This window comes from Carnobacterium sp. 17-4 (assembly GCF_000195575.1).
Taxonomy (GTDB): Bacteria; Bacillota; Bacilli; order Lactobacillales; family Carnobacteriaceae; genus Carnobacterium_B.
In genome coordinates this window covers 1,851,835-1,875,479 of record NC_015391.1, presented here as the reverse complement: position 1 = coordinate 1,875,479, position 23,645 = coordinate 1,851,835, and the positions used below count along the sequence as shown (strand labels likewise).

The 23,645-nt window shown below is 35.3% G+C and carries 21 protein-coding genes, 1 tRNA gene and 1 pseudogene; 16 read left to right on the top strand and 7 right to left on the bottom strand.

From position 1 onward, the window contains the following. Positions 1–150: 150 nt before the first annotated feature. The gene (locus tag CAR_RS08920) at positions 151–639 is read right to left on the bottom strand and encodes a DUF6241 domain-containing protein (RefSeq protein ID WP_013711392.1); all 489 of its coding nucleotides are present in this window, start codon (positions 637–639) and stop codon (positions 151–153) included. Positions 640–949: 310 nt separating this feature from the next. Between CAR_RS08920 and CAR_RS08915 the strand changes: the two genes are divergently transcribed. Continuing rightward, a tRNA-Leu gene (locus CAR_RS08915) sits at positions 950–1,033 on the top strand. Positions 1,034–1,376: 343 nt separating this feature from the next. On the opposite strand, the gene CAR_RS08910 is transcribed toward CAR_RS08915, so the two are convergent. Continuing rightward, the gene (locus CAR_RS08910; protein ID WP_013711391.1) at positions 1,377–2,030 is read right to left on the bottom strand and encodes a DUF4352 domain-containing protein; all 654 of its coding nucleotides are present in this window, start codon (positions 2,028–2,030) and stop codon (positions 1,377–1,379) included. 407 nt (positions 2,031–2,437) lie between these two features. Beyond that, positions 2,438–3,361, bottom strand: coding sequence for an AEC family transporter (locus CAR_RS08905; RefSeq protein ID WP_013711390.1), 924 nt, complete (start codon positions 3,359–3,361; stop codon positions 2,438–2,440). Between the two features lie 208 nt (positions 3,362–3,569). Here CAR_RS08905 and CAR_RS08900 point away from each other — a divergent pair, with 208 nt between their 5' ends. From CAR_RS08900 to gloA, 3 genes are all read left to right on the top strand, one after another. Next, entirely contained in the window at positions 3,570–4,106 is a 537-nt protein-coding gene (locus CAR_RS08900) for a GNAT family N-acetyltransferase (protein WP_013711389.1), read from the top strand. 22 nt (positions 4,107–4,128) lie between these two features. Further along, entirely contained in the window at positions 4,129–4,509 is a 381-nt protein-coding gene (gloA2, locus tag CAR_RS08895; RefSeq protein ID WP_013711388.1) for an SMU1112c/YaeR family gloxylase I-like metalloprotein, read from the top strand. A gap of 76 nt (positions 4,510–4,585) precedes the next feature. Further along, positions 4,586–4,966, top strand: a complete 381-nt coding sequence (gloA, locus tag CAR_RS08890) for a lactoylglutathione lyase (RefSeq protein WP_013711387.1) — start codon at positions 4,586–4,588, stop codon at positions 4,964–4,966. Between the two features lie 81 nt (positions 4,967–5,047). Here the strand turns inward: gloA and CAR_RS08885 are convergent, their stop codons facing one another. Further along, the gene (locus tag CAR_RS08885) at positions 5,048–5,473 is read right to left on the bottom strand and encodes a hypothetical protein (RefSeq protein ID WP_013711386.1); all 426 of its coding nucleotides are present in this window, start codon (positions 5,471–5,473) and stop codon (positions 5,048–5,050) included. A 575-nt stretch (positions 5,474–6,048) separates the two neighbouring features. Between CAR_RS08885 and CAR_RS08880 the strand changes: the two genes are divergently transcribed. The 3 genes from CAR_RS08880 (at position 6,049) to CAR_RS08870 (ending at position 9,711) form a co-directional block, all read left to right on the top strand. Continuing rightward, positions 6,049–7,326, top strand: a complete 1,278-nt coding sequence (locus CAR_RS08880; protein ID WP_013711385.1) for an alkaline phosphatase family protein — start codon at positions 6,049–6,051, stop codon at positions 7,324–7,326. Positions 7,327–7,334: 8 nt separating this feature from the next. Further along, entirely contained in the window at positions 7,335–8,609 is a 1,275-nt protein-coding gene (locus tag CAR_RS08875) for an MFS transporter (protein ID WP_013711384.1), read from the top strand. Positions 8,610–8,775: 166 nt separating this feature from the next. Then, positions 8,776–9,711: a dipeptidase gene (locus tag CAR_RS08870; protein WP_148229411.1), complete on the top strand. Its 936-nt coding sequence runs from the start codon at positions 8,776–8,778 to the stop codon at positions 9,709–9,711. Between the two features lie 71 nt (positions 9,712–9,782). On the opposite strand, the gene CAR_RS08865 is transcribed toward CAR_RS08870, so the two are convergent. Next, positions 9,783–11,441, bottom strand: coding sequence for a peptide ABC transporter substrate-binding protein (locus CAR_RS08865; protein ID WP_013711382.1), 1,659 nt, complete (start codon positions 11,439–11,441; stop codon positions 9,783–9,785). 202 nt (positions 11,442–11,643) lie between these two features. Between CAR_RS08865 and CAR_RS08860 the strand changes: the two are divergent. From CAR_RS08860 to CAR_RS08850, 3 genes and pseudogenes are all read left to right on the top strand, one after another. Further along, positions 11,644–11,970: pseudogene (locus CAR_RS08860) on the top strand (YrhK family protein); the annotation flags it as partial. Between the two features lie 286 nt (positions 11,971–12,256). Continuing rightward, positions 12,257–13,795 carry a glucose-specific PTS transporter subunit IIBC gene (gene ptsG, locus CAR_RS08855; protein ID WP_013711380.1) on the top strand — a complete coding sequence of 513 codons (1,539 nt, stop codon included), beginning with the start codon at positions 12,257–12,259 and terminating at the stop codon, positions 13,793–13,795. A 1-nt stretch (position 13,796) separates the two neighbouring features. After that, positions 13,797–14,489: an N-acetylmannosamine-6-phosphate 2-epimerase gene (locus tag CAR_RS08850; protein WP_041556506.1), complete on the top strand. Its 693-nt coding sequence runs from the start codon at positions 13,797–13,799 to the stop codon at positions 14,487–14,489. Positions 14,490–14,578: 89 nt separating this feature from the next. On the opposite strand, the gene CAR_RS08845 is transcribed toward CAR_RS08850, so the two are convergent. Together CAR_RS08845 and CAR_RS08840 are read right to left on the bottom strand one after the other, a co-directional pair. Further along, positions 14,579–15,385, bottom strand: coding sequence for a MurR/RpiR family transcriptional regulator (locus CAR_RS08845; RefSeq protein ID WP_013711378.1), 807 nt, complete (start codon positions 15,383–15,385; stop codon positions 14,579–14,581). A 119-nt stretch (positions 15,386–15,504) separates the two neighbouring features. Next, positions 15,505–16,374 carry an alpha/beta hydrolase gene (locus tag CAR_RS08840; protein WP_013711377.1) on the bottom strand — a complete coding sequence of 290 codons (870 nt, stop codon included), beginning with the start codon at positions 16,372–16,374 and terminating at the stop codon, positions 15,505–15,507. 179 nt (positions 16,375–16,553) lie between these two features. On the opposite strand from CAR_RS08840, the gene allC reads away from it, so the two are divergent. Genes allC through CAR_RS08810 form a run of 6 tightly spaced genes read left to right on the top strand, consistent with a single transcriptional unit; the run spans position 16,554 to position 23,636 of the window. Then, complete coding sequence (gene allC / locus CAR_RS08835) at positions 16,554–17,780, top strand: allantoate deiminase (protein WP_041556504.1); 1,227 nt, start codon at positions 16,554–16,556, stop codon at positions 17,778–17,780. Between the two features lie 18 nt (positions 17,781–17,798). Next, positions 17,799–18,584 carry a (S)-ureidoglycine aminohydrolase gene (gene allE, locus CAR_RS08830; RefSeq protein WP_041556503.1) on the top strand — a complete coding sequence of 262 codons (786 nt, stop codon included), beginning with the start codon at positions 17,799–17,801 and terminating at the stop codon, positions 18,582–18,584. 11 nt (positions 18,585–18,595) lie between these two features. Beyond that, complete coding sequence (gene allD / locus CAR_RS08825; protein WP_013711374.1) at positions 18,596–19,666, top strand: ureidoglycolate dehydrogenase; 1,071 nt, start codon at positions 18,596–18,598, stop codon at positions 19,664–19,666. A 32-nt stretch (positions 19,667–19,698) separates the two neighbouring features. Continuing rightward, the gene (gene fdrA / locus CAR_RS08820) at positions 19,699–21,462 is read left to right on the top strand and encodes an acyl-CoA synthetase FdrA (RefSeq protein WP_013711373.1); all 1,764 of its coding nucleotides are present in this window, start codon (positions 19,699–19,701) and stop codon (positions 21,460–21,462) included. Positions 21,463–21,477: 15 nt separating this feature from the next. Next, positions 21,478–22,743 (top strand): DUF1116 domain-containing protein, encoded by a 1,266-nt coding sequence (locus tag CAR_RS08815; protein WP_013711372.1) that lies wholly within the window; start codon positions 21,478–21,480, stop codon positions 22,741–22,743. Between the two features lie 35 nt (positions 22,744–22,778). Then, on the top strand, positions 22,779–23,636 hold the full coding sequence (locus CAR_RS08810) for a DUF2877 domain-containing protein (protein WP_013711371.1): 858 nt from the start codon (positions 22,779–22,781) through the stop codon (positions 23,634–23,636). Positions 23,637–23,645: the final 9 nt, after the last annotated feature.

The window sequence follows — 23,645 nt, the reverse complement described above, 5'->3', positions numbered from 1 at the left end:
TTAATCATCAAAGAATATCTTACGATTACATAAGTGTATGTTTACTTGATGATTTAGTATGTTTAACTACGCTACTATTTTGCCGTTTTAATCAAAGGAGTATAAAAGTAATAGAATAAGGTAAAAAAATAAGCCGGAAATTAATCCGACTTAAAAGTTATTTTCAACAAATAATTGTTCTTCCTCCGTGGTTAACAATCGTTTTGCTTTCCCGATTGAACCGTCTTGTGCACGCCATATCTTATTATGTACTTCAACTGCGTTTGAAAAGTCGCCATCTTTCCATGTAGTCAAGACTTCACGGTAATAGTCTTCGTCGTCATATTCATTTTCATCTAATAAAGATAGCATCATAGTAATATTTTCTTCGTTTGCTTCTAGTGCGCCCCATTTGTCATTAGCATATACTTTTTGGTGCGTCATATCATGAATTCTCTGCATGAATCCCGCTTCATTGTTTTTATATGGTTCGTCGTCAACAATTGCCAATGGTTGTGGTTCTGCTTCGGATTCTTTCGTTAGGTGACGCGCTGATTCCTCTACTAAGTTCTCTCTTGCGTTTTCAATCATTGGAAAGGATACAAACACCATTCCGCCTATCGCAAGTGCTACGACTATGCCGATTATAATTTTTTTCAAATCAATATCCTCCTTGTATGTTATGTATACCAATTAGATTTTGGTTCGGTCTATTCATCATAAAACAAAAATAGAAAAGGCGCAATCCTCTCAATAACACACTTTATTATTACTCTACTAAATAACTTCAAATGCAAAAGACGATAATATCGCAAAACGTGAGTAAGTATTCATTATTGGTAAGTGGAAAGAAAGAGGAATAAAAAAATATGTTTAGCCAGGATATTGGCGGGATCTTTTACAAAAAAGAGATTTCAACAAACCTTTACAATTGATTAATGCATTGATATAATAGTCTTTGTGATCATAAGCGGTCGTGGCGGAATGGTAGACGCGCCAGCTTGAGGGGCTGGTCAGGGTAACCCTGGTGGAAGTTCGACTCTTCTCGGCCGCATTGATATATCAAGGTTTATAAGGCCTCTAAGAAGTGTGTAACTTCTTGAATGCCTATTTTTTTGGAAAAGTTCCGATAAAGTTCCGACTTAGAATTTTTTTATCTATTTGGGTGTTAATTGAAACAGTTTGTTCCATTTTGAAAATATTTTGGTGTTTTGTTTTAGTAGTTTTCATTATTTTTTATTACCCTTTTGATAGCCGGGTGGGGCTTACAAAAAGAGCATGGTTTCAACATCTCTTTTATGCTAATATAAAAGTAAGAAAAAAAGGCCTTTAGTAGGGTCCATAACTGTTGCACCACTCAAACTTTGGTCGGGGAGAGTGGTGCTTTTTTTATTTTGTTATTGTAAGTTAATCAATTCAGTTTCGGTACTCCAGAAACCAGTTGCTACTTGTAATTGTTTTGATGAAGATTCGATTACAGCATCCGATACGTCGAATACAACCTTACCATCCATTGTCAAATCAGGATTAATTGATTCTAAAAAGAAAGAGTTGGTTTCATTGGCGTAAATACCAGCTGTAGCATCAGACTCATATGTTTTACCGTCATTTAAAAGTGTGAAAAAGTCATCACTAACAGTTAAAGCTTCAGAACCATTATTTGTAACAGAGATATCGATAATTAAGTAAGTTCCTTTTGAATTCTCACCAAATTCTCCACCAACATTAGTTGCCGTTTGTATATCTTTAACTACATACGTAACATCTCCAACACTTACTTCTTCTCCGACTGCATAAGCTTCAACGGCTGGTGCGGCTTCTTCTTCAGCTGGAGCAGATTCTTCTGTAGTAGCTTCAGTTGTTTCTACTTTTTTCTCGCTAGGTACTGCAGCAGCATTGCTCTCAGCGACTTCGTCTTCGCCACCCATACTACCAAAAGCACCTATAAGGATAACTACAACTGCCCAAAACCAAACTTTTTTGTAAAAAGGTTTCTTGATTTTACCTTTAACCTCGTTACCATTTTCGTCAAACAATCTTTTTTTCGCCATTTTTTATTCCTCCAATGTATATATATTTTTTATTATCCCTAATGATTGGCAACCAATAGGGGTAACTTAATTATATCTTTAATATTTAATAACGCTATGCTTTTTTTCTATATTACTAAATGCTGTATGTATTGAATAATGGATTATTTACGACAACTAAAAAATAGATTGATAATTTATATTTCTATGAGTAAATTATAAAGCTGATTAAACCAATTAAATATAGGTATTAAAATTAATTGAGAGTATTTAAAATCTACAAAATCAGCTTAAGGGATGTTGGGAGTATCTTTCGGGGAAGTTCGACTCTTCTCGGCCGCATTAAATAAAATACGTTATTACATATCGAGAAAGAAGCAACATTAAGAAGATATTCTTCTCAATGTTGCTTCTTTCTCGATACCATTTTAGTTCATTGAAAATGCAAATTCAGCAATTTGTAGGACCATAGGCATACTGATGATGGAAAGCAAAGTAGATAAAACCACTAAGCGCGCGCCATATTCATAATCTCCACCATAAAGTTGAGAGAATAAAGCCGTGTTTACAGCGATAGGAGCAGAAGTTGCAATGGCTAGTACAAAAAAGACTAAATAGTTATCTAAAGGCAATAGCCATAACACAAAGATACTGATAAGTGGAGACAGAATCAAAGATAAGAAAGTAGTCCAATAAGCTCGTGGATGAGTAAATACATCCATTAATTTAGACTGCGCCACATAACTGCCTAATAAAATCATAGCTAATGGCGTATTTAAATCTGCAATAGTAAAAAGAGAATCACTTAAAATAGTTGGCAGTTGTATTTGCAGTAAATAAAAAATCAATCCAGTAAGTGAGCCTAATGTTGCCGGGTTTAATAAAGCGTGCTTAGGAGTGATTAAAGAGTTATCTCCTGAAATAATATAAATGCCGTAAGTTCGTTGTAAAATATTTGTCACAGCACTATAAGCAGACACAAAAAAAACTCCTTCATAACCAAGAACGGCCAGAACTAGTGGAATCCCAATAAATCCTGCATTTGTAAAGGTTGTCGCATAGCGGTCTGTTCGAGACGCTTTACGTAGAAAAAAATAATTTACTAAAATACGCATTGCCATTAATAAGATTGTAATGGCGATTGTTGCTAAAAACCATTTAAATTGAGTAGAATCATATGATTGCTGAAAAGACATAAATAAAAGTACAGGTGTAATGAAATTTGCTAGCATGTTAGCAATTTGTTTTGTACCAGAGACATTTAGGACATTTTTTTTTACAAGTATGTACCCAAAAAAAATAAGAACAAACATACTGCCTAATTGTTGTAAAATAATGTTACTGATAGTCAATTGAGCATATCCCTCCTTATAAAAAGTAAACTATATGAAGTATACCGTAAATCATTCTGTTACGGCAAAAAAATGTTTCAACCTAAAGCACAGTAAGCTCGTGACAAATGAGTTATTTAGTGCTAATTTAGAATAGCCAAGAAAGTACAGCTGAGTATGGGGAAGAGCTGGATACTTTATTAGGGAATTAGAATAGAGGAGCAAAAGTATGAGATCGATTAAAGTTGAAAAATCTTCAGATCTTGAAGAGGTTCGTATTGAATTAGCAACTGCTGAAGATGTGGATGAAATTGTTGCAATTTGTACACAAGGGTATGCTTGTAACGCTGAAGCTGTAAGAGACAAACAAAAAGTACAAGAAAAAGTTGAAGAATACTATAATCCTAAAAGAATCCTGAATGAAATTGAAGAAGTATCGGCTAAATGGAGTGGATGGATCGTTGCTCGATTAGACGGAAAGGTAATTGGCGTTATCGGCGGCGGAATCGTTGATTCTAAAGTGGGGAAAGTTTTTGTTTTGTACATCGATGTTGATCATTTGAGAAAAGGTATCGGAACGCGTTTAGTAAATCATTTAACACAAATGCAGCAATTATTAGGAAACAATACTCAATTGGTTAGTTTTCTTAAGTCTGATAAAGAGAGTATTCAGTTTTATGAAGCACTTGGATTTCGTTATCTTCAAGATATTGAGGATAATAAGAACGTAGAATTTACTAGTATTGAAATGATTCGCGATATTTAAAAATTAATGGGAGGAGTGCTGTATGAATATTAAGAGCATTCATCATGTGGCAATCATTGCATCTGACTACAAAAAATCAAAACAGTTTTATACTGAAATTTTAGGTTTAGAAATCATACGAGAAAATTACCGTTCAGAGCGGGATTCGTACAAATTAGATTTAAAGTTAGGGAATAGTGAAATTGAACTGTTTTCCTTTCCTTATCCAACAAAGCGGCCAACTCAACCAGAAGCCGCAGGTTTAAGACATTTATGTTTTTATGTAGACGATTTTGACGAAGCCATTCAATCTTTGAATGAAAAAGGTGTTGAAACAGAGCCCGTTCGCATAGATGAGTACACGGGTGGAAGATTTACATTTTTTAAAGATCCGGATAATTTGCCATTGGAATTACATGAATGACTTATTTTTTGAACTCTTTATAAAAATGTATTAAGATAAGGAAGTACGAATGATCGTAATGAGAGGATGAAAATAAATGGCAAAAAAAATGTTGCACACTTGTGTGCGTGTGAAAGATTTAGAAAAATCAATGGACTTTTATACAACTGTATTAGGGTTTAAAGAAGTGAAGAGATTAGATTTTTCAGAACTTAAATTTACATTAGTTTATCTAGCTTTGGATGGAGATGACTATGAATTGGAATTGACGTATAATTATGATCAAGAAGAAGCTTATACCCTTGGAAATGGATATGGTCACATTGCAATTGCTGTGGATGATTTAGCCGCAACACAAAAAGAGTATAAAGCTAGTGGTTATGAAGTTACTGATTTAAAAGCTCTCCCAGATAATGCAGCAAATTTCTTTTTTATTACAGATCCAGATGGTTATAAAATCGAAGTTATTCAAAACTAGAATCAAACAATTTACTTTTAACTAAATTAAGGATAAAAAAAACGATTTCTAGACAATAAAGTCTAAAAATCGTTTTTTATGTTACTTAGATTCCTTAAAACCAAAGCGTTCAATTAATCGTTCCAGATTTTCTTTATGCCAAGGACAATCGGCAACTTCTTTAGGAACTTTGTATTTTTTTATGCGATCATCGGTAGCAGTAGCGTCGTTGTACTGAATTAGTAGGTTATAGAAATTGGATTGCTTTTTGAAATAAATAGATTTAACTTCTGTTAAAGGAACTTGGGCATAATCGCCTTCAATAGGAGTCATAGAATCTTTTTCAATTGGCAATATAACGAATTCTTTTTCAGCAAAATTCAGGTAAATTTTTTCAGTTTCATTCTTACCTAACAATGTAGCATACCATTTTCGATTCCGAGTTTTTCTTTCAACCAAAATGGTATCACCTGTTTTTGCATCTAAGCCGTGACGTTGTAGATAATTTATAATGACTTCTTCTTTCATAAAAAGGCCTCCTTAAATTAAAGTCTTGCCTAGGAATGAGAAAAACTCTTCTAGTGAATCAACCCTATTATAGAACAGCTTTTTTGTTAGTACCAATGATATGCATGGTGAGCGTCAAGAGAAAGGTCTGAGGAAGTCACAAAGGTGATAAAATCGCTTTTGTTCTAGTGCAGTAAAGAAAATTAAACTTTTTTGATACTTCCATGAATAAATAGTTGAAAACAACTTGTGTTTAGTGAATAAACATGGTAAAGTACATACATGCGATGAGTTGACCTCCAATCAGGTGACTTCGGTCATTTCGCTGCGGCGACAAGTGATTGGAACTTTAGACAGGGCACAACCGTACTTCGGTACAACTGCAAGATGCAGGTGTTTGGACCCCTCTGTTTTGTGGAATTCACGGGACCTATTTATGCAAATGAATACTGTCGGAAAAAACACTGATTTTATCAGTGTTTTTTTTTTATGTAAAAATAGATAAAATTTAAAATTCTTTACTTAAAAATAACACGGATCCTCTTTCTCAAAAAGTATGGTTGTGGGATAATAGATTAATCAAGGGGGAAGAATGAATGAAGAAACAACGTCTGTACATGATTTCTTTAGATGCTTTTGGTGCAAAAGATTTAGAATATGCCCAAACGCTTCCAACATTTAAGTATTTATTGGATCGAAGTGCAAGAGTAGAAAAAGTAGAAACGGTTTATCCATCTTTAACCTATATGGCTCATACGTCAATTATCACAGGGGTGTACCCTAATAAACATGGCATTACAAATAATACATATATACAACCAAAAAGAAAATCACCAGATTGGCACTGGTATGCCAAAGATATCAAAGTTCCAACTTTATTTGATGTTGCTCATGAAGCAGGATATACGATTGCTTCTTTTTTATGGCCGGTTACTGGTCGGAACAAAGCCATAAAGTTTAATTTAACTGAAATTTTCGCCAATCGTCCTTGGCAGTCACAAGCACTTATCTCTTTGTGGTCGTCTTCACCAAAATTTGTTTTAGATTTAGAGCGTAAGTTTGGAAAGACTCGTAAAGGTATTCAGCAACCAGAATTAGATCATTTTTTAACAGCTGGAATTGTAGACACGATTCACTCTAAAAACCCTGATTTAATGGCGATACATCTAGTTGACTTAGATAGTACAAGACATCATTTTGGTGTAAATTCCCAAGAAGCAAAAGCTGCTATTAGACGCATGGATGATCATTTGAATCAAATCGTTACCGCTATGAAAGAAAAAGGAATCTTTGAAGAAACAGTTTTAGCAGTATTTGGAGACCACTACCAACTAGACACACACACAGTGGTTAGACTAAATCAACTATTCAAAGAACAAGGCTGGCTAAAAGAAACTAAAGATGGACTGATCCAAGAATGGGATGTTTTAGCTAAGGGTGCTGATGGTTCTTGTTATATTTATACAAAATCAGAAGTAGATTTAGCTGAAGTACGCCAAATATTAACGCAACATTTGGACCAAATCGAAACGATTTATACTCAAGAAGAAGCCACTCGTTTAGGAGCAGATGAGACTTGCAGCTTTTTAATTGAAGCAAAAAAAGGGTATTACTTTATCAATGACAGCAATGGCCCTTTTATAGAAGAAATCAAAGCTGATAAATCAACACCTTTTCATAAAGGCACTCATGGGTATAGTCCTAAAAAAGAAAACTATGAAACAACATTATTTATTTCTGGACCAGGTATAAATGCTGAGGCACGAATACCAGTAGCTCATTTGATCGATGAAGGCCCAACTTTTTTACATGCAATGGGATTGGAATTTCCACAGGCTGTTGATGGAAAGGTTTTAGGGGAATTATTTAATTAATTAGTGAGGTGAGAGCAGTGGAAATAGGAAAAGAACGGTTTAAATACACAAAAATAGAAAAAAGTTGGATTTTACAAGATTGGGCTAACTCAGCCTATTCGATTATGATTACTACAGCTGTTTTTCCGTTGTTCTTCAAAGCAGTTTCTGAAGGAGCAGGTGTGAGTGCGGTAAATTCAACTGCTTATTTAGGGTATGCTAATGCAATTGGAACCTTAGTCGTTTCGCTGTTAGCTCCTATATTAGGTGCAATTGCTGATTATAAAGGTTACCGAAATCCAATGTTTTCTTTAGCTACAGGATTGGGCATTATTGCGACATTTAGTTTTGCGTTTATTCCAGATGAAAACTGGTTGTTATTATTGATTATTTACTCAGTATCTTCGATTGGTTTTGGTGCTGCCAACATTTTTTACGATGCATCTTTAATTGATTCTACAACATTAAATCGAATGGATCGTGTTTCTAGTGCAGGATATGGGTGGGGTTATATTGGTAGTTCCATTCCATTTGTTATTTTTATTTTCTTTCAATTAACCCAAATTCTTCCTATTTCACAAACTGCTCTTATTAAAGGTGGATTTGCAGCAACGGCTCTTTGGTGGTTGATATTTACCATTCCTTATTGGAAAAATGTCGAACAAACAACGTATATAAATAAACAACCACATGTTGTTAAAAATAGTTTTTTAAGATTGTGGGAAACACTTAGGAATATACGTCAGTATCGCAATGTCTTTTTATTTTTAATTGCCTATTTTTTCTATATTGATGGAGTAGGAACTATTTTTCAAATGGCAACCGCTATCGGATCAGACGTCGGACTAATGGCCAATGATTTGATCGTGGTGATGATGATCTGTCAATTTGTAGCATTCCCATTTTCTATTTTATATGGAGTATTAGCGGGTAGATTTGGCAATAAAAAAATGATTTATGTAGGAATAGCTACCTATACGTTTATTTGTATCTTTGCGTTATCGTTAGATTCTTTATTAACGTTTATTATATTAGCGGTTCTTGTAGGAACTGCTCAAGGTGGGGTTCAATCGCTTAGTCGTTCTTTATTTGGCCAGTTGATCCCTAAAGAAAATGCAAATGAATTCTTTGGTTTTTATAATATTTTCGGTAAATTTGCAGCAGTTGTCGGACCACTTTTAGTTGGAATCATCTCTCAAATAACGGGGAATTCTTTAAATGGGGTATTTGCATTGATCATTCTCTTTATTATTGGAGGATCCGTTCTTTATTTTGTGGAAGAACCTGTTCGTGAAATAAATTAAATAAGAGTAGCTAATGTTATTTTTGAAACAATCATAATCGATACAAATGATTTTAGACAGTCACTTTAGCTGTTTAAAATCATTTTTTATATTGCACTTCTATTATGGTTAAAGTATGATGAGAAAATATAAGATGAGTGCGTAAAAGCGGAAAGTAGGAATTCATTTGAATAGTATTGATATGCATTGTGATGTTCTTTATAAGATGCAAGTGAACCAAGGTAACTTAGATTTTAAAGATTCAAATCAATTAGAAGTAAATCTTAAACGTTTGAAAGAAGGAAAGGTTAAAGTTCAGGCTTTTGCTATTTTTATTGAACCAAGTTTGCCATCTGATCAGCAATTTGCAGCGGTTTTAGAACAAATTTCATTCTATCAAAATGACGTAATTGCTAAACATCCTGAAATAAAACAAATAAAAAAATGGTCGGATATTCATGAGTTGAAAGAAAATGAAATAGGATCATTTCTCACTCTTGAGGGTGTGTCTTCTATTGGTAATGATTTGGATAAGTTAGAGTATTTATTGGATGCTGGAATACTATCAGTAGGATTGACTTGGAATCCAGCTAATCTAGCAGCTGATGGAGTTGGAGAGCCAAGAGGTGGTGGATTAACAACATTTGGTTTTGAAATCGTCAAACGCTTGAATGAGCGGAAAGTCTTTACTGATGTTTCTCATCTAAGCGTTCAAGGATTTTGGGACGTTATGAAACATGCAAATTACCCCATTGCTACTCATTCTAATGTTTTATCTTTATGTAGTCATGTGCGGAATTTAAATGAGGATCAGATCAAAGCAATGGTTGAACGTGATGCAATGATTCATGTCATTTTTAATCCAACATTTACTATTGAAGACGGAGAAAATAATCCAGTAACAATAGCAGATTTGATTCCTCATGTTGAACGGTTAGTGGAACTAGGCGCCGTTAACAATATCGGTTTCGGTTCAGATTTTGACGGCATTAGTACGTACATTGAAGGGTTGTCGCATGCTGGAGAAACCCAAAATTTTATACAAGCATTACTTGAAAGGTTTACCGAAGAAGAAGTTCAGGGGTTTGCTTCTAAAAACTTCTTGAACCACTTACCAAAATAAAAAAGTTCAACAGCAAGAAAAATAGCTGTTGAACTTTTTTGATAGATATATGATCAAACTAAATTAATAAATTAGTCGATAATATATGCATCTTTATAGCTATATCTAGCGCCTACTGAATTGATGTTTACATTTTTAATTTTTGGATTTCGCAACATGGCTTCACCCTTTTGGTACAAGGGAATAAGTGCCGCATCGTCTAAAGCAATTTGATGAGCTTTCAACATGTCAGCCCATCTTAAACTAGGCTCATTCGCATGAATTCCTTTGGCGTCATCAATTAATTGATCTACTTTTTCATTTGAATAGCCTCCATTGTTATAAGAAGACGTACTATATAAAACATCTAACATGATCATTGGATCTGAAACATATCCGCTCCAACCAGATGAAATTAAATCAAAATCACCTGCTGCAGCTTTAGCTAGTCGAGCGCTGAAGGGAACATTTAAGAGGGTAATGTTTACACCTTCTAAATTATTCTGTATTTCTCCTTGAAGGTATTCCATAACACGCTTACTTGTTTCATCATCATCCCCAAGTAGTTCCAATTCAATCGTATCTACTCCGAGTTCAGCTTTAGCTTCTTCTACTAACTTTTGGGCTTCAGGCAGATCATAAGTATAAAAATCTCCGGCTTCTTCAGCAAATTCAGTACCTGATTCAGGATTTTTAACAAAATGATCTGGAACCAATCCATTGATTGGTAAAGAACCATTATTTAGGACGACTGAAGTCAATTCTTCACGGTTAATAGCAAGTGCTAGTGCTTTTCTGAAGGTTTCATTTTTTAAATAGGGGTTGTCCGTTTGATTGACTTCTAAGTAGTTGGTTCTTGAAAAGTACTCAACTGTGTAACTAGGATTTTTTTGAAATTGTTTAGCGTACTCACCAGACAATAACGCATTATCAACATCACCTTTTTCAAATAAGTTTACTCCAGTGGACACATCTTTGATTACTTGATTCGTGATTTTAGTTAAGTGAACATTTTCTGCATCCCAATAAGCTGGATTTTTTTCATAATTCCAACTTTCATCCAATCCATTATCCCATTCAGATAACAAGAAAGGACCATTTGTTAGAGTGGTCTCGCTGCTGGTGCCGTATTGATTACCAGCATTTCTAACAAATGCTTCATTTTGTGGGAAAAACGAAACAAATGACATAAGAGAAGGGAAATAAGCAATAGGTGTTTCAAGTGTGACTTCTAAAGTTGTATCATCTAATGCTTTAACTCCAAGTTCTTCAAGCGGCAGTTGTTCAGCCATGATGTCAGAAGCATTCTTTATATCTTCAAATAAGTACGCATAAGCTGCACCAGAAGTGGGGTCAACATTTCTACGCCACGAAAACACAAAGTCATGTGCAGTAACGGGTTCGCCATTTGACCATTTAGCATCGTTTCTTAGATGAAAGGTATAGGTTAATCCATCTTCTGAAATATCTTCACTTTCAGCTAAGGCAGGGATAGGCTTATTATTTTCATCTAACCGATAGAGTCCTTCGATAAATTGATTAACGCCAGCAAAAGTAATATTTTCAGCAACCAAAACAGTGTCTGTTGTCGCTAATTCACTTTCGACAGTTAAGTGCATGACTTGTTCAGCATCAAGTATAGCCTCTGCTGATTCTTTCTTTTCACCAAGTTTTTCGTTTGATCCGCAAGCACTTAAAAAAATTAATAAGGTAAAAAATATCAAGTGGGATGTTTGTTTCTTTGTATTCATAATTATTTCCTCCAAAATTTTCTTAAACAGTTTATTTCTCAACTTATCAATTTTAGTACTAGAATAAAAAACGTGCAAGTTCTCATTATTCAATAGGCATTTTTTAATGACATAGGTTACTGATTCATTTTTTTTGAAAGGTGATTCGGAATTTTGTATACTATCTATTATACAAACATGAAAAAAGCGAGGATAAGCCAACATGCCAAAAATAGAACGGAAAAAACATGACGTTATTCCTGACAAAGAAGAAGATATTGAAATCAAAACTGGACGTTTTCGCTTGTATTTTCAAAATCGATACACACTGATATCATTAACAAATGATATCTTAACAGGTATCTTTTATATGATTGGAAGTTTAGCGACACTAACACCTATTCCAGATGTTTATGGAACCTATCTTTATCTCATCGGTGGATTTTTTCTAACTGCGCGACCAATTCTAAAAATTTTCCATAATGTCTTTATTTACGACGATGAAAAACTAGCTCAAAAAGAAGAGCAAGAAGCAAAAGAAAAAGAAGCAAAAGAAAATGACCCAGAAGAAGAGCAAGAATACAATGAAGAGTATTACGGTAGAGATAATGATCAAGAATATGAAGATAAAGAGCAACAACTTGATGAAAAGTAAATAAATAAAAGGTTGAGCACTGATGTGAAATTTAAAAGTGCTCAATCTTTTTTTTGTTATTAACATTGATAGAAAGGTATTTTTCGTTTTATGGAAATATTTTCTTTTAAATTACATTGACGAAAATGTTTTCATAGTATAAACTAACAATAAATCAAAAAGAGAAGAGGAGAATAAGAAAATGAAAACGTTTTTTGAGAAAGCTCAGCAATTTGGAAAATCCTTTATGCTGCCAATCGCAATTTTACCTGCTGCAGGATTACTTTTAGGAATCGGAGGATCATTATCTAATCCCAATACAGTTAGTGCTTATCCTGTTTTAGATGTAGCTTGGTTACAAGCGATCTTTACAATTATGAGTAGCGCTGGGAATATTGTTTTTAGTAATTTACCCGTTATATTTGCGGTAGGGGTAGCAATAGGGTTAGCAAGATCAGACAAAGGAACAGCAGCATTAGCAGCATTGATTGGCTACTTGGTCATGCACTCAACAATAAATGCTATTTTGACTATTACTGGATCATTAGCTTTAGATAATCTTGCCGCTGTTGGTCAAGGAAGCACATTAGGTATTCAAACACTTGAAACAGGAGTATTTGGTGGGATTATTGTTGGGATCTTAGCAAGTTATTTACACAATCGCTTTAATAAAATTGAATTGCCAACCTATCTTGGATTCTTTGGTGGTTCGCGTTTTGTTCCAATCATTACGTCATTTTCAGCAATTATTTTAGGCGCTATTATGTACTTTGTATGGCCTGTATTCCAAGGGTTGATTACAAATGTAGGAGATGTGGTTAATGCTACTGGTTATTTAGGAACATTCCTATACGGATTTATCTTACGAATGCTTGGACCTGTTGGATTGCATCATATTTTTTATCTTCCTTTTTGGCAAACAGCTGTTGGAGGAACAATGGAAATTGGTGGAGAACTTGTTCAAGGAACACAAAATATTTTCTTTGCACAATTAGCTGATCCAGCAACACAAGAATTCTTTAGCGGAACAGCACGCTTTATGTCAGGACGTTTTATCACAATGATGTTTGGTCTAGTTGGTGCAGCATTTGCCATCTATAGAACAGCAAAACCAGAAAATAAAAAAGTAGTTGGAGGGTTGATGTTGTCAGCTGCTTTAACATCCTTTTTAACAGGAATCACAGAACCGCTTGAATTCTCATTTTTATTTATAGCACCTGCATTATATGTTGTGCATGCCGTGTTCGACGGTCTTGCATTTATGTTAGCGCATATCTTTGAAATTACAATTGGACAAACTTTCTCAGGTGGATTTATTGACTTTATCTTATTCGGAGTCTTGCAAGGAAATGAACGAACAAACTGGATTATGGTTGTAGTTATTGGGGTAGTTTGGTTCTTCTTATATTACTTTACATTTACATTCCTAATTAAGAAATTCAACTTCCAAACACCTGGTAGAACAGATAAAATAGAAGTTGCTGGCAATAAAACTAAAGTAGAAGGTCGTGCACTAGATATTATTAATGGTCTTGGTGGCGAAGAAAACTTAGTGAATGTTGACAACTGTGCAACAAGATTACGTGTTACAGTTAAGGACGAGACTTTAGTTAATGAAGAATTATTAAAAGAAACTGGAAGCCAAGGATTGATCAAAAGAGGAAATGGAATTCAGGTCGTTTATGGTCCACAAGTGTCGGTTATAAAAAATGAAATTGAAGAAATGTTAGGAGACGAATAAAATGAATATGTTAGATAAAGTAAAATCGGAATTAATTGTTTCTTGCCAAGCGTTGGATAATGAACCTTTGCATAGCTCATATATTATGGGAAGAATGGCAGTTGCTGCTGAAGAAGGCGGAGCAAAAGGAATTCGTTCAAATTCAAAAGAAGATATTATTGAAATTAAGAAAAATACTGAGTTGCCAGTTATCGGAATTGTAAAAAGAGATTATGATGATTCAGAAGTTTTTATCACGGCAACGATGAAAGAAATCGATGAATTGGCTGAATCTAAATGCGATATGATAGCTTTAGATGCTACAAGTCGTGTTAGACCAAATGGCGAAACACTTGAGTCATTTGTTCAAGCTATCCATGCAAAATACCCTTCAATTTTATTAATGGCTGATACAGCAACTATTGATGAAGCGATTGAAGCAGAACGATTAGGCTTTGATTGTGTCTCTACTACTTTAATGGGGTATACTAAGGAATCACAAGGTGACAATATTGCGGATAATGATTTTGAACGCTTAAAGATCATTTTAGAATCCGTGAAAGTTCCTGTCATTGCTGAAGGCCACATAGATACACCTGAGAAAGCTAAGAGATGTAAAGAGCTTGGTGTTCATTCTATCGTTGTAGGGAGCGCAATCACTCGTCCTCAATTGATTACGGCTGAGTTTGTTGGAAAAATGAAAGAAGTAAAGTAGAAGTATAAATTAAAAAGTTAGCAAGTTAGTGGGATTAATGCCACTAACTTGCTAACTTTTTTGATTTTAGTTGAACTACCAGCATCTTTTTAATGTGAGTCTAAAGCAGATAACGTTTTTTTGCGGTTATTTTTATAAGATTTATTTTCTAACAAGACATAGCACAATACATCTAAAATAAAATGAATCGGCAATTGGCTATTAATAAATTGATCATCTGGAATAGATGTTCGACCCGAAGCAAATAATACTTGATCGGCAATATTTGTTAAAGGAGTGTGATTTTGATTGGTAATGACAAAAACGGTAGCATGTTCTTTTTTTGCTATCGTACAGGCATCAATGACAGCTTGTGTTTGTCCATAATTCGAAATAGCTATCATCAAATCATATTTTTTTAACAATACGGCATCCATTAACATCATATGCGGATCGGTTACTACATCAACGATCAATCCCATTCTAACTAACCGATACTTTAATTCCATAGCACTCAATCCAGAATTACCCACTCCACAAATTAAAATTTTATTGGAAAGATGAATCGCTTCCACAAAATCAGTAATTTGTTGCGTTTCAATCAGTTGAGATGCAGAGTTGATCAATTGTGTGTAATAGCTGGCAATTTTAACAGGTACTTGTAAGGGCGCTGGGTGTTCACCTAATTCTTGAGTTACAAATGTTTTAAATTCACTAAAATTTCGATAGTGTAATTTTGAACAAAAACGAGAAATAGTAGCATTGGAGGTCTCTGTTAAACGCGAAAGATCTTTAATATTCCAAGACTCCACATCATTTTTGTGTTCCAGTATAAATGCAGCTACTTGTTTCTCTTTTTTTGATAGTAGTGGATAATTTTGATTGATTCGATTAGAAAGATCAAGATTGTTTGCCATAAGTAAAATAACCTGCCTCTAAGTCTTTTTTTTAAGGATACCATTTATAACGGATGTTTACAAAAGGCAATTCGCTGTTCTTCTTTTAGATACAATTGAAACGAACAGTATATAATAATTTAAGCACGATTATTCACTACTTGAAGCTGGTCTAACCAATTAATGGCAGCTTGGTAGACACGTTTTCCAGCAGGATTAGTGGTATCTGCGTCAAAATCGTGTGGCAATCCTAGCACGGGATGAAACTGTACTTTAGGAATGATCTGAGAGAGTTGCTGAGAAACACTATAGGGCACATCTTGATCAGCAGAACTAGCCGTTAGAAAAACAGGCGGCAATTTTTTTAACTCTACTTCATTTAGACTGTAGTCGTTTAATAAAGACCTATCAGATAATAGCAATGATAACCAAGAACCCATCTGCCTAGCTCTAAGGTATATGGGAAAACGGTCTTGAATAGAGGCATTTGCTTGGCGTGTCGTTTTTATCAAATGAGATATACTACTGTTGGTTACTTTAGGAAATTGATTGTAATAAGAACTAGGATTAGTAAAGCTAGTTTCTATTAGCGAAGAATAACCATAAAAACTTATGATACCTTTTGGAGAAATAGGAAGTAATTGTTTAGCAAGCACAAAACTAAGATAGGCACCAGCAGATCTTCCGAATAAAACGTAATCTGAAGATTGTGATTTTAAAGTATTTTTGGCATGTGTACTGAACCAGTCGATTCCTTCTATGATAGACTCTACTATAACAGGTAAAGGTTCTTCGGGAGCGAGTGGGTAATCAATGGTTAAGATGGAATAACCTGCACTTAAAAACATTTCTCGATAAAGAATGGGAAGATCGTCTCTTTCTCCATAAATAAGAGCACCACCATGTAAATAAAGCAATGTACAGTGTTTGTCATATTCAGGAATAGCTGGGAAGAAAGTCATTTGTAAAGGTGAATCATTATCTTTGGTATAAGTATAAATAGTAGACATTAGCGTCATCCTTTCATAAGTAGGTAAAGTTCAGTATGTTAATAGTACAGAAAATAATTAACATTACAAACTGTTTAACTTGCACAAAAAGACTATTCAAATTGTCAATTATGATAGTGTTATAGATTTTAGAAACGCTTACAATGAATATATGATAAGAAATCAAGGAGGTAGAAATGATGGATATTAAAACTCTATTAAAAGAAAATATTGATTTATTTACAAGTATTGGGAATGACCCTACAGGTGGCATGACTCGCTTGTTGTATTCAGATTCTTGGTTAGAAGCACAAAATCAATTGAAAGCCACCTTAGAAGAAAGTGGAATGACGACTCATTTTGATGAGATTGGCAACTTATTTGGACGCTTAGAAGGTTCAACGTATCCAGAAGAAACGATTTTGTCAGGTTCACATATTGATACAGTTGTGAATGGCGGTAACTTGGATGGACAATATGGAATCATTGCTGCCTACCTAGCTGTACACTATTTAAAAGAAACTTACGGTCAACCTTTACGTTCACTAGAAGTAATCTCAATGGCTGAAGAAGAAGGCAGTCGCTTTCCGATGGCATTTTGGGGCAGTAAAAATTTTGTTAATGAAGCTAACAAAGAAGCTGCCAATGAAATGGCTGATTTTAAAGGGGTAAAGTTTGTTGATGCTATGAAAGCATGCGGATTTGATTTCAAACCTGAAACAGCCACAAAAAGAACGGATGTTAAAGCATTCCTTGAAATACACATTGAACAAGGAAATGTATTAGAGAACAAGAAACTTCAAATTGGTGTGGTAAACAATATTGCAGGACAGAGACGATATACAGTTACTTTAAAAGGGGAAGCAAATCATGCTGGTACCACTCCAATGGGTTACCGAAAAGATGCAGTGTATGCATTTAGTAAAATTTGTTCAGAAGCGATTGGTAAAGCAGAAGAAGTTGGAGATCCTTTGGTACTAACATTTGGAAAAGTTGAACCTAAACCAAATACGGTCAATGTTGTGCCAGGTGAAGTATTGTTTACAATCGATTGCCGTCATACAGATAAAGAAGAGCTAAAGAACTTTACTGAATCCCTAGAAAAACGAATGCAGGAAATCGCTGAAGAAATGGGAATGACAATCGATATTGATCTATGGATGGATGAAGCTCCAGTTCCAATGGATGAATCAATTGTTTCAGTTATTGAAGAAGCCGTTAAAAGTGAAAACATCGATTACTTAATCATGCATAGTGGTGCAGGTCATGATTCACAAATCATTGCGCCACACTATCCTACAGCCATGATATTTGTTCCAAGTATCAAAGGGATTAGCCATAATCCAGCTGAAGAAACTAAGTTAGAAGATTTAGTTGCAGGAGTCAAAACTTTGGCAGGAGCTTTGTATAAGTTAGCTTACAAATAAAAAGAATGGGTGATAAAAATGGGATACAAAAACAATGTACAAGGGTATAGAGACGGGTTGCTTGAGTCACGTTCCGTTATTAAGAGACAAAACTATGCGCTGATTCCACATGATGGATTAGTAAAAAATGTTGTGCCAGGATTTGAAAATTGTGATCTAACGATACTTGCTTCACCAAAACTTGGAGCAAATTTTGTTGATTACATTATTACCTTGCACGAAAATGGTGGAAATACACAAGGATTTGGCGAAGATGGTGTAGAAACGTTTGTTTATGTTATTGAAGGAGCCTTAAAAGTAGGCGATGGTACTCAAGAACAAACCCTTACAGCTGGTGGGTATGCTTATGTACCAGCGGATTTGAAAATGTATCTTGAAAATGCACAAACGCAAGATACAGAGATTTTCTTATACAAAAAACGGTATGAACCACTAGAAGGTTATGCTGCGCATACCTTATTCAATAATGTTGAACACCTTGAAGCGACAAACTATGAAGACATGGAAGATGTTCTCATATGGGATTTATTGCCCAAAGATTTAGGTTTTGATATGAACTTCCATGTTTTATCCTTTAAACCAGGCGCCAGCCATGGTTACGTCGAGACACATGTGCAAGAGCATGGTGCTTATATATTATCTGGTCAAGGAATGTACAACCTAGATAATGAATGGATGCCAGTAGAGAAAGGCGATTATATTTTCATGGGCGCTTATAATCCACAAGCTGCCTATGCTGTTGGTCGTAATGAATCATTGAGTTACGTTTACTCTAAAGATTGTAATCGCGATCCAAAAATTTAAAGGGAGGGTGAATGAATATGAAAGAAAATACAGTAATTGTACCCTCTTCGGATCTGCATCAATTAATCAAAGACAAACTTGAAAAAGCAGGATTATACACTGAACAAGCACAAGAAGTAGCCAATCACTTAGTATTTGCTGATTCTTGCGGAATCCATTCACATGGAGCCGTTCGTGTAGATTATTATGCAGAACAAATCGCTAAAGGTGGCGTTACATTGGATCCGCAAACAGATTTTGAAGTAACAGGACCAAGTACAGCTATTTTCCATGGGGATAACGGAGTAGGTCAATATATAGCAAATAACGCATTAGCAGAAGCGATTCCTTTAGCTAAAGAATCAGGGGTTGCTGTAGTAGGAATATCAAAAATGAGTCATAGTGGTGCACTATCTTACTATGTCAAAAAAGCAGCTGAGCAAGATTTGATTGGCATTTCAATGTGTCAATCGGACCCAATGGTTGTGGCATTTGGAGGAACAGAGAATTATTATGGGACCAATCCAATTGCATTTGCAGCTCCCCGAAAAACGGGTGCTCCCGTAGTCTTTGATATGGCGACAACCGTTCAAGCCTGGGGAAAGATCCTAGATGCACGATCAAAAAATTTAAAAATCCCTAATACTTGGGCAGTAGACAAAGATGGCAAACCGACAACGGATCCTCATGCTGTAAATGGTTTGTTGCCGATTGCTGGACCAAAAGGATACGGCTTGATGATGATGGTTGATGTCTTGTCTGGAATTCTTTTAGGACTGCCGTTTGGAAAACACGTTACTTCTATGTATGACAAAATTTCTGAAGGACGTGATTTGGGACAATTATTTATATTGATTGATCCAAAACGCTTTACGGATCTCGATTTATTTAAAGAAAAAATGGATCAAGTTGTTTCAGAATTGCATGAGACGAAACCAGCTGATGGTTTTGAACAAGTCTATTATCCAGGGGAACTCAGTCAATTAAATTACGAAAAGTACCAAAAAGAAGGTATTCCGATTGAAAAAAGTATTTATGATTACTTAACAAGCGAAACTGTTCATTTTGATCAGTATGGCGGGAAAAGTGCATTTGCTGACTAAATAATGATGAAATGAGAAAGAGGGGCCACACTATGTTAACGACGATTATAAAAAACAATAGTTACCAAGATTCGATTGTCCTAATGCTATTAACGAACAAAATCAATACAGTTGAAGGCGTAAATAATGTGTCAATTATGATGGGAACACCTGCTAATAAAGACATCTTTAAAACAGGAGGTCTGTATACACCAGAATTAGAAAAAGCATCAGCTAATGATATGGCTGTCGTTCTAGATGTGAAAGACGAATCTGTTGTTCCAAACGTCATGGAAGAGATCGATGTGTTTTTAGAAGAACAATCAAAAGGGATGGATAATAGTGACGCTCAAGAGTCTGTTCGAACATGGGATAAAGCCATCAGTTTATCTAAAGATGCGCCAGTTGCCTTAATCTCTATACCAGGGACACATGCGCCTTTAGAGATTGAAAAAGCTTTGGATGAAGGCAAACATGTATTTTGTTTCAGTGACAACGTTTCGATTGAAGATGAAAAGCGCTTAAAGCTAAAAGCACATGAAAAAGGACTCTTATTAATGGGACCAGATTGTGGCACAGGTATCATCAATGGCATTCCATTAGCCTTTACAAACGTTGTTCGAAAAGGCGCTATTGGAATTGTAGGAGCTTCCGGAACAGGAATCCAAGAAGTTTCCACGATCATTCATAAACTGGGTGGCGGTGTAACGAATGCGATTGGAACAGGAGGACGTGATTTAAAAGAAGAAATTGGCGGAATTACATTGATGGATGGCATTGTAACACTTGAAAATGACCCGGATACTGATGTCATTGTCGTGATCTCAAAACCACCTGCTCCAGCTGTTCGTGAAAAAGTGTTAGCGCTATTACGTAAAATTACTAAGCCAGCTGTAACAATTTTCTTAGGTGAAAAGCCGACTTATCACGAAGAAAACCTTTACCATGCGTATACATTAGAAGAAACAGCTAGAATTGCAGTTCAACTATTAAACAACGAAGCTGTATCCGTTGAGGAACAAGCTATAGAACTTCCTGAAGTAGCTTTTTCATCTGATCAAAAATATATTAAAGGATATTACTCAGGTGGAACACTAGCCAATGAAGCTGCGATGCTGATAAAAGAAGGACTAGAATTAACCGGTAGTGCTGATAAAAAAGAAGGCTTTATTTTAAAAGATGCGGGATATGAAATCATTGATTTAGGTGATGACATCTACACGCAAGGAAAGCCACATCCAATGATTGATCCAGATAAACGAATTGAAATGATTGAGCAAGCAGCAGATGATTCTGAAACTGCCATCATTTTATTGGATATCGTATTAGGATATGGAGCGCATATCGATATGGCTACTGAATTAGCTCCAGCGATTAAGAAAGCACAAGATAAAGCTAAAGAAACTAACAAACAGCTAGTCTTTATTGGAGCAATCGTAGGAACGGATGAAGATCCTCAGGATATTAAAAAACAAAAAACGATTCTTGAAGAAGCTGGCGTTATAGTTGCTGACAGCAACAACCAAGCTGTTCGTATGGCATTAAAATTAGTTTCTATCTCATTAGATGAGGTTGAAAAGACTATTCAAACGGTTGAAGCACCAGCTTTTGAAGAAGAATTGATCCCATCTGAACAAATGATGGATATGTTAAGAACAAAAACCTTCTTAAATATTGGTTTACGCAGCTTTTCTGACGCTATTCGTGAAATGGGAGGTACTTCTATCCAATTCGATTGGCGTCCAGCAGCAGGTGGGAATGTTACATTACAAAAAGCGCTATATTTCTTGAAAAATTACACGAATGAGAACAACTAAGGGAGGAAATGAATAATGAATTATCAAACAATCGATGAAGCTAACCAGGCTGTTATTTCTAAAATTGTAGCTGGATCGCCTTTCTTATTAGATGTGGTTCCAGCAAATACCGTTATTAAAGAATTTAATGAAGGAAAAGTATTACTTCATGCAGGTCCTCCTATTACTTATGATAAGATGGTTGATCCTATTCAAGGTGCATGTATTGGTGCAGTATTGTTTGAAGGATGGGCAGAGAATGAAACAGATGCTCGTAAGTTACTTGAATCTGGCGAAGTGACATTAATGCCATGTCACCATGTAAACGCAGTAGGACCTATGGGAGGCATTACTTCAGGAAACATGGCTGTCTTAGTTGTTGAAAATCGGACGGATGGCAACGTTGCTTATTGCACAATGAATGAAGGAATAGGAGCTGTTTTACGTTTTGGTGCTTATTCTGACGAAGTAGTCACTCGTCTGCATTGGATGCGTAATGTACTTTGTCCAGTATTAAGTAAAGCATTAAAGACAAAAGAAAGTGGTTTGAATATTAATGTAATGATTGCTAAATCCATTGCAATGGGGGATGAATTTCACCAACGCAATATTGCAGCATCATTAGTATTTTTAAAAGAAATGGCACCTAGTATTGTCGCTTTAGAGATTGATCAAAAAGAAAAAGAAGAAGTCATCAAATTCTTAGCAGACACCGACCAATTCTTCTTAAATATTATGATGGCTGCAGCTAAAGCTGTAATGGATGGGGCACGTATGATCCAAGAAGGAACGGTTGTAACCGCAATGTGCCGGAACGGATACGAATTTGGTATTCGGATTGCCGGAATGGGAGACGAATGGTTTACAGGTCCTGTAAATACGCCACAAGGTTTGTACTTTTCAGGCTTCACCGAAGAAGATGCTGCACCAGACATGGGAGACAGCGCAATTACTGAAACGTTTGGGGTTGGAGGAATGGCGATGATCGCTGCTCCAGCAGTAACACGCTTTGTGGGTTCAGGCGGTTTCCAAGATGCCTTAAATACCAGCAATGAAATGAAAGAGATCTGTATTGATCAAAATCCTAACTTTACTGTTCCAACATGGGATTTCCAAGGGATTTGTTTAGGAATTGATGCGGCTAAAGTTGTTGAAACGGGAATCACTCCAGTTATCAACACCGGAATCGCTAATAAAAAAGCTGGTTTAGGTCAAATTGGAGCAGGAACAGTTCACCCACCAATAGACTGTTTTGAAAAAGCAGTCTTAGCCTATGCTAAAAAACTTGGTTTTAATGAGTAAAATGTAAAAAATGCGTGAACACAGGAGGGGCCACGATGTTTGAAAAAGCTATTTTGTTTGACGAGGCATTAAGAGAAACATTATTTTCAACTAGTGAGTGGTCTGTCCAAAGTGTTTTCGACAAAAGCATTAATCTGCAAAATAAGAAAAAGAACGAATTGATTTTAGTTTGTGGCTTAGATTATCCAAAACTGCCACATGCCATTTATGTTGAAAAAGAGTGTTTACAATCGTTAATCAAAACCACAATGAAAAATGAAAGAGTAAAAATTGCTGGTGGGTGGGTCAGAATAGGCAATACTCAACTGAGTTTGCACAATTCTGATCACTACTCTTCAGTTTTTGAAAGTGAGAGTAAATTAAATTCAGCTAGTGTTGAAAAATTATTCCATTATCTGCATCAAATGACTGATTTAAATGGGTTCACTTTTTCCTTAAGCGAATTAGGGTATGTAAAGGACTTTAATAGTAGATGGGAATTGGATGCATTAAAAAAAATAGTATGTGGAAATGAAAGAGAACAGACGAGTGGTCTTGATTATTTGTTAGGCAGAGGAAAAGGACTCACCCCTTCTGGAGATGATATGCTGATCGGTTGCTTAGCAGCAGATCTCTTTTATAAAAGGTTGGATTCTTTTTTTGAAGAAACGTTAAATCTAAAGCTAATTGGAGAACCGGTTCGTACCACTACTGTAAGCATTCATTATTTAAATTGTGCGCTTCAGAAAAAATGGAATGAACCGATTCATCATTTAATTCAAGTCTTATCAAAAGATTCAACTGAAAATGAAATCGAGGAAGTCATTCAAAGTATTATTAGAATTGGTCATACTTCTGGATTGGATATGTTAACAGGATTTGTAGCAACCATAATTTTATTTGATAAAAATTAAGGAGGAATA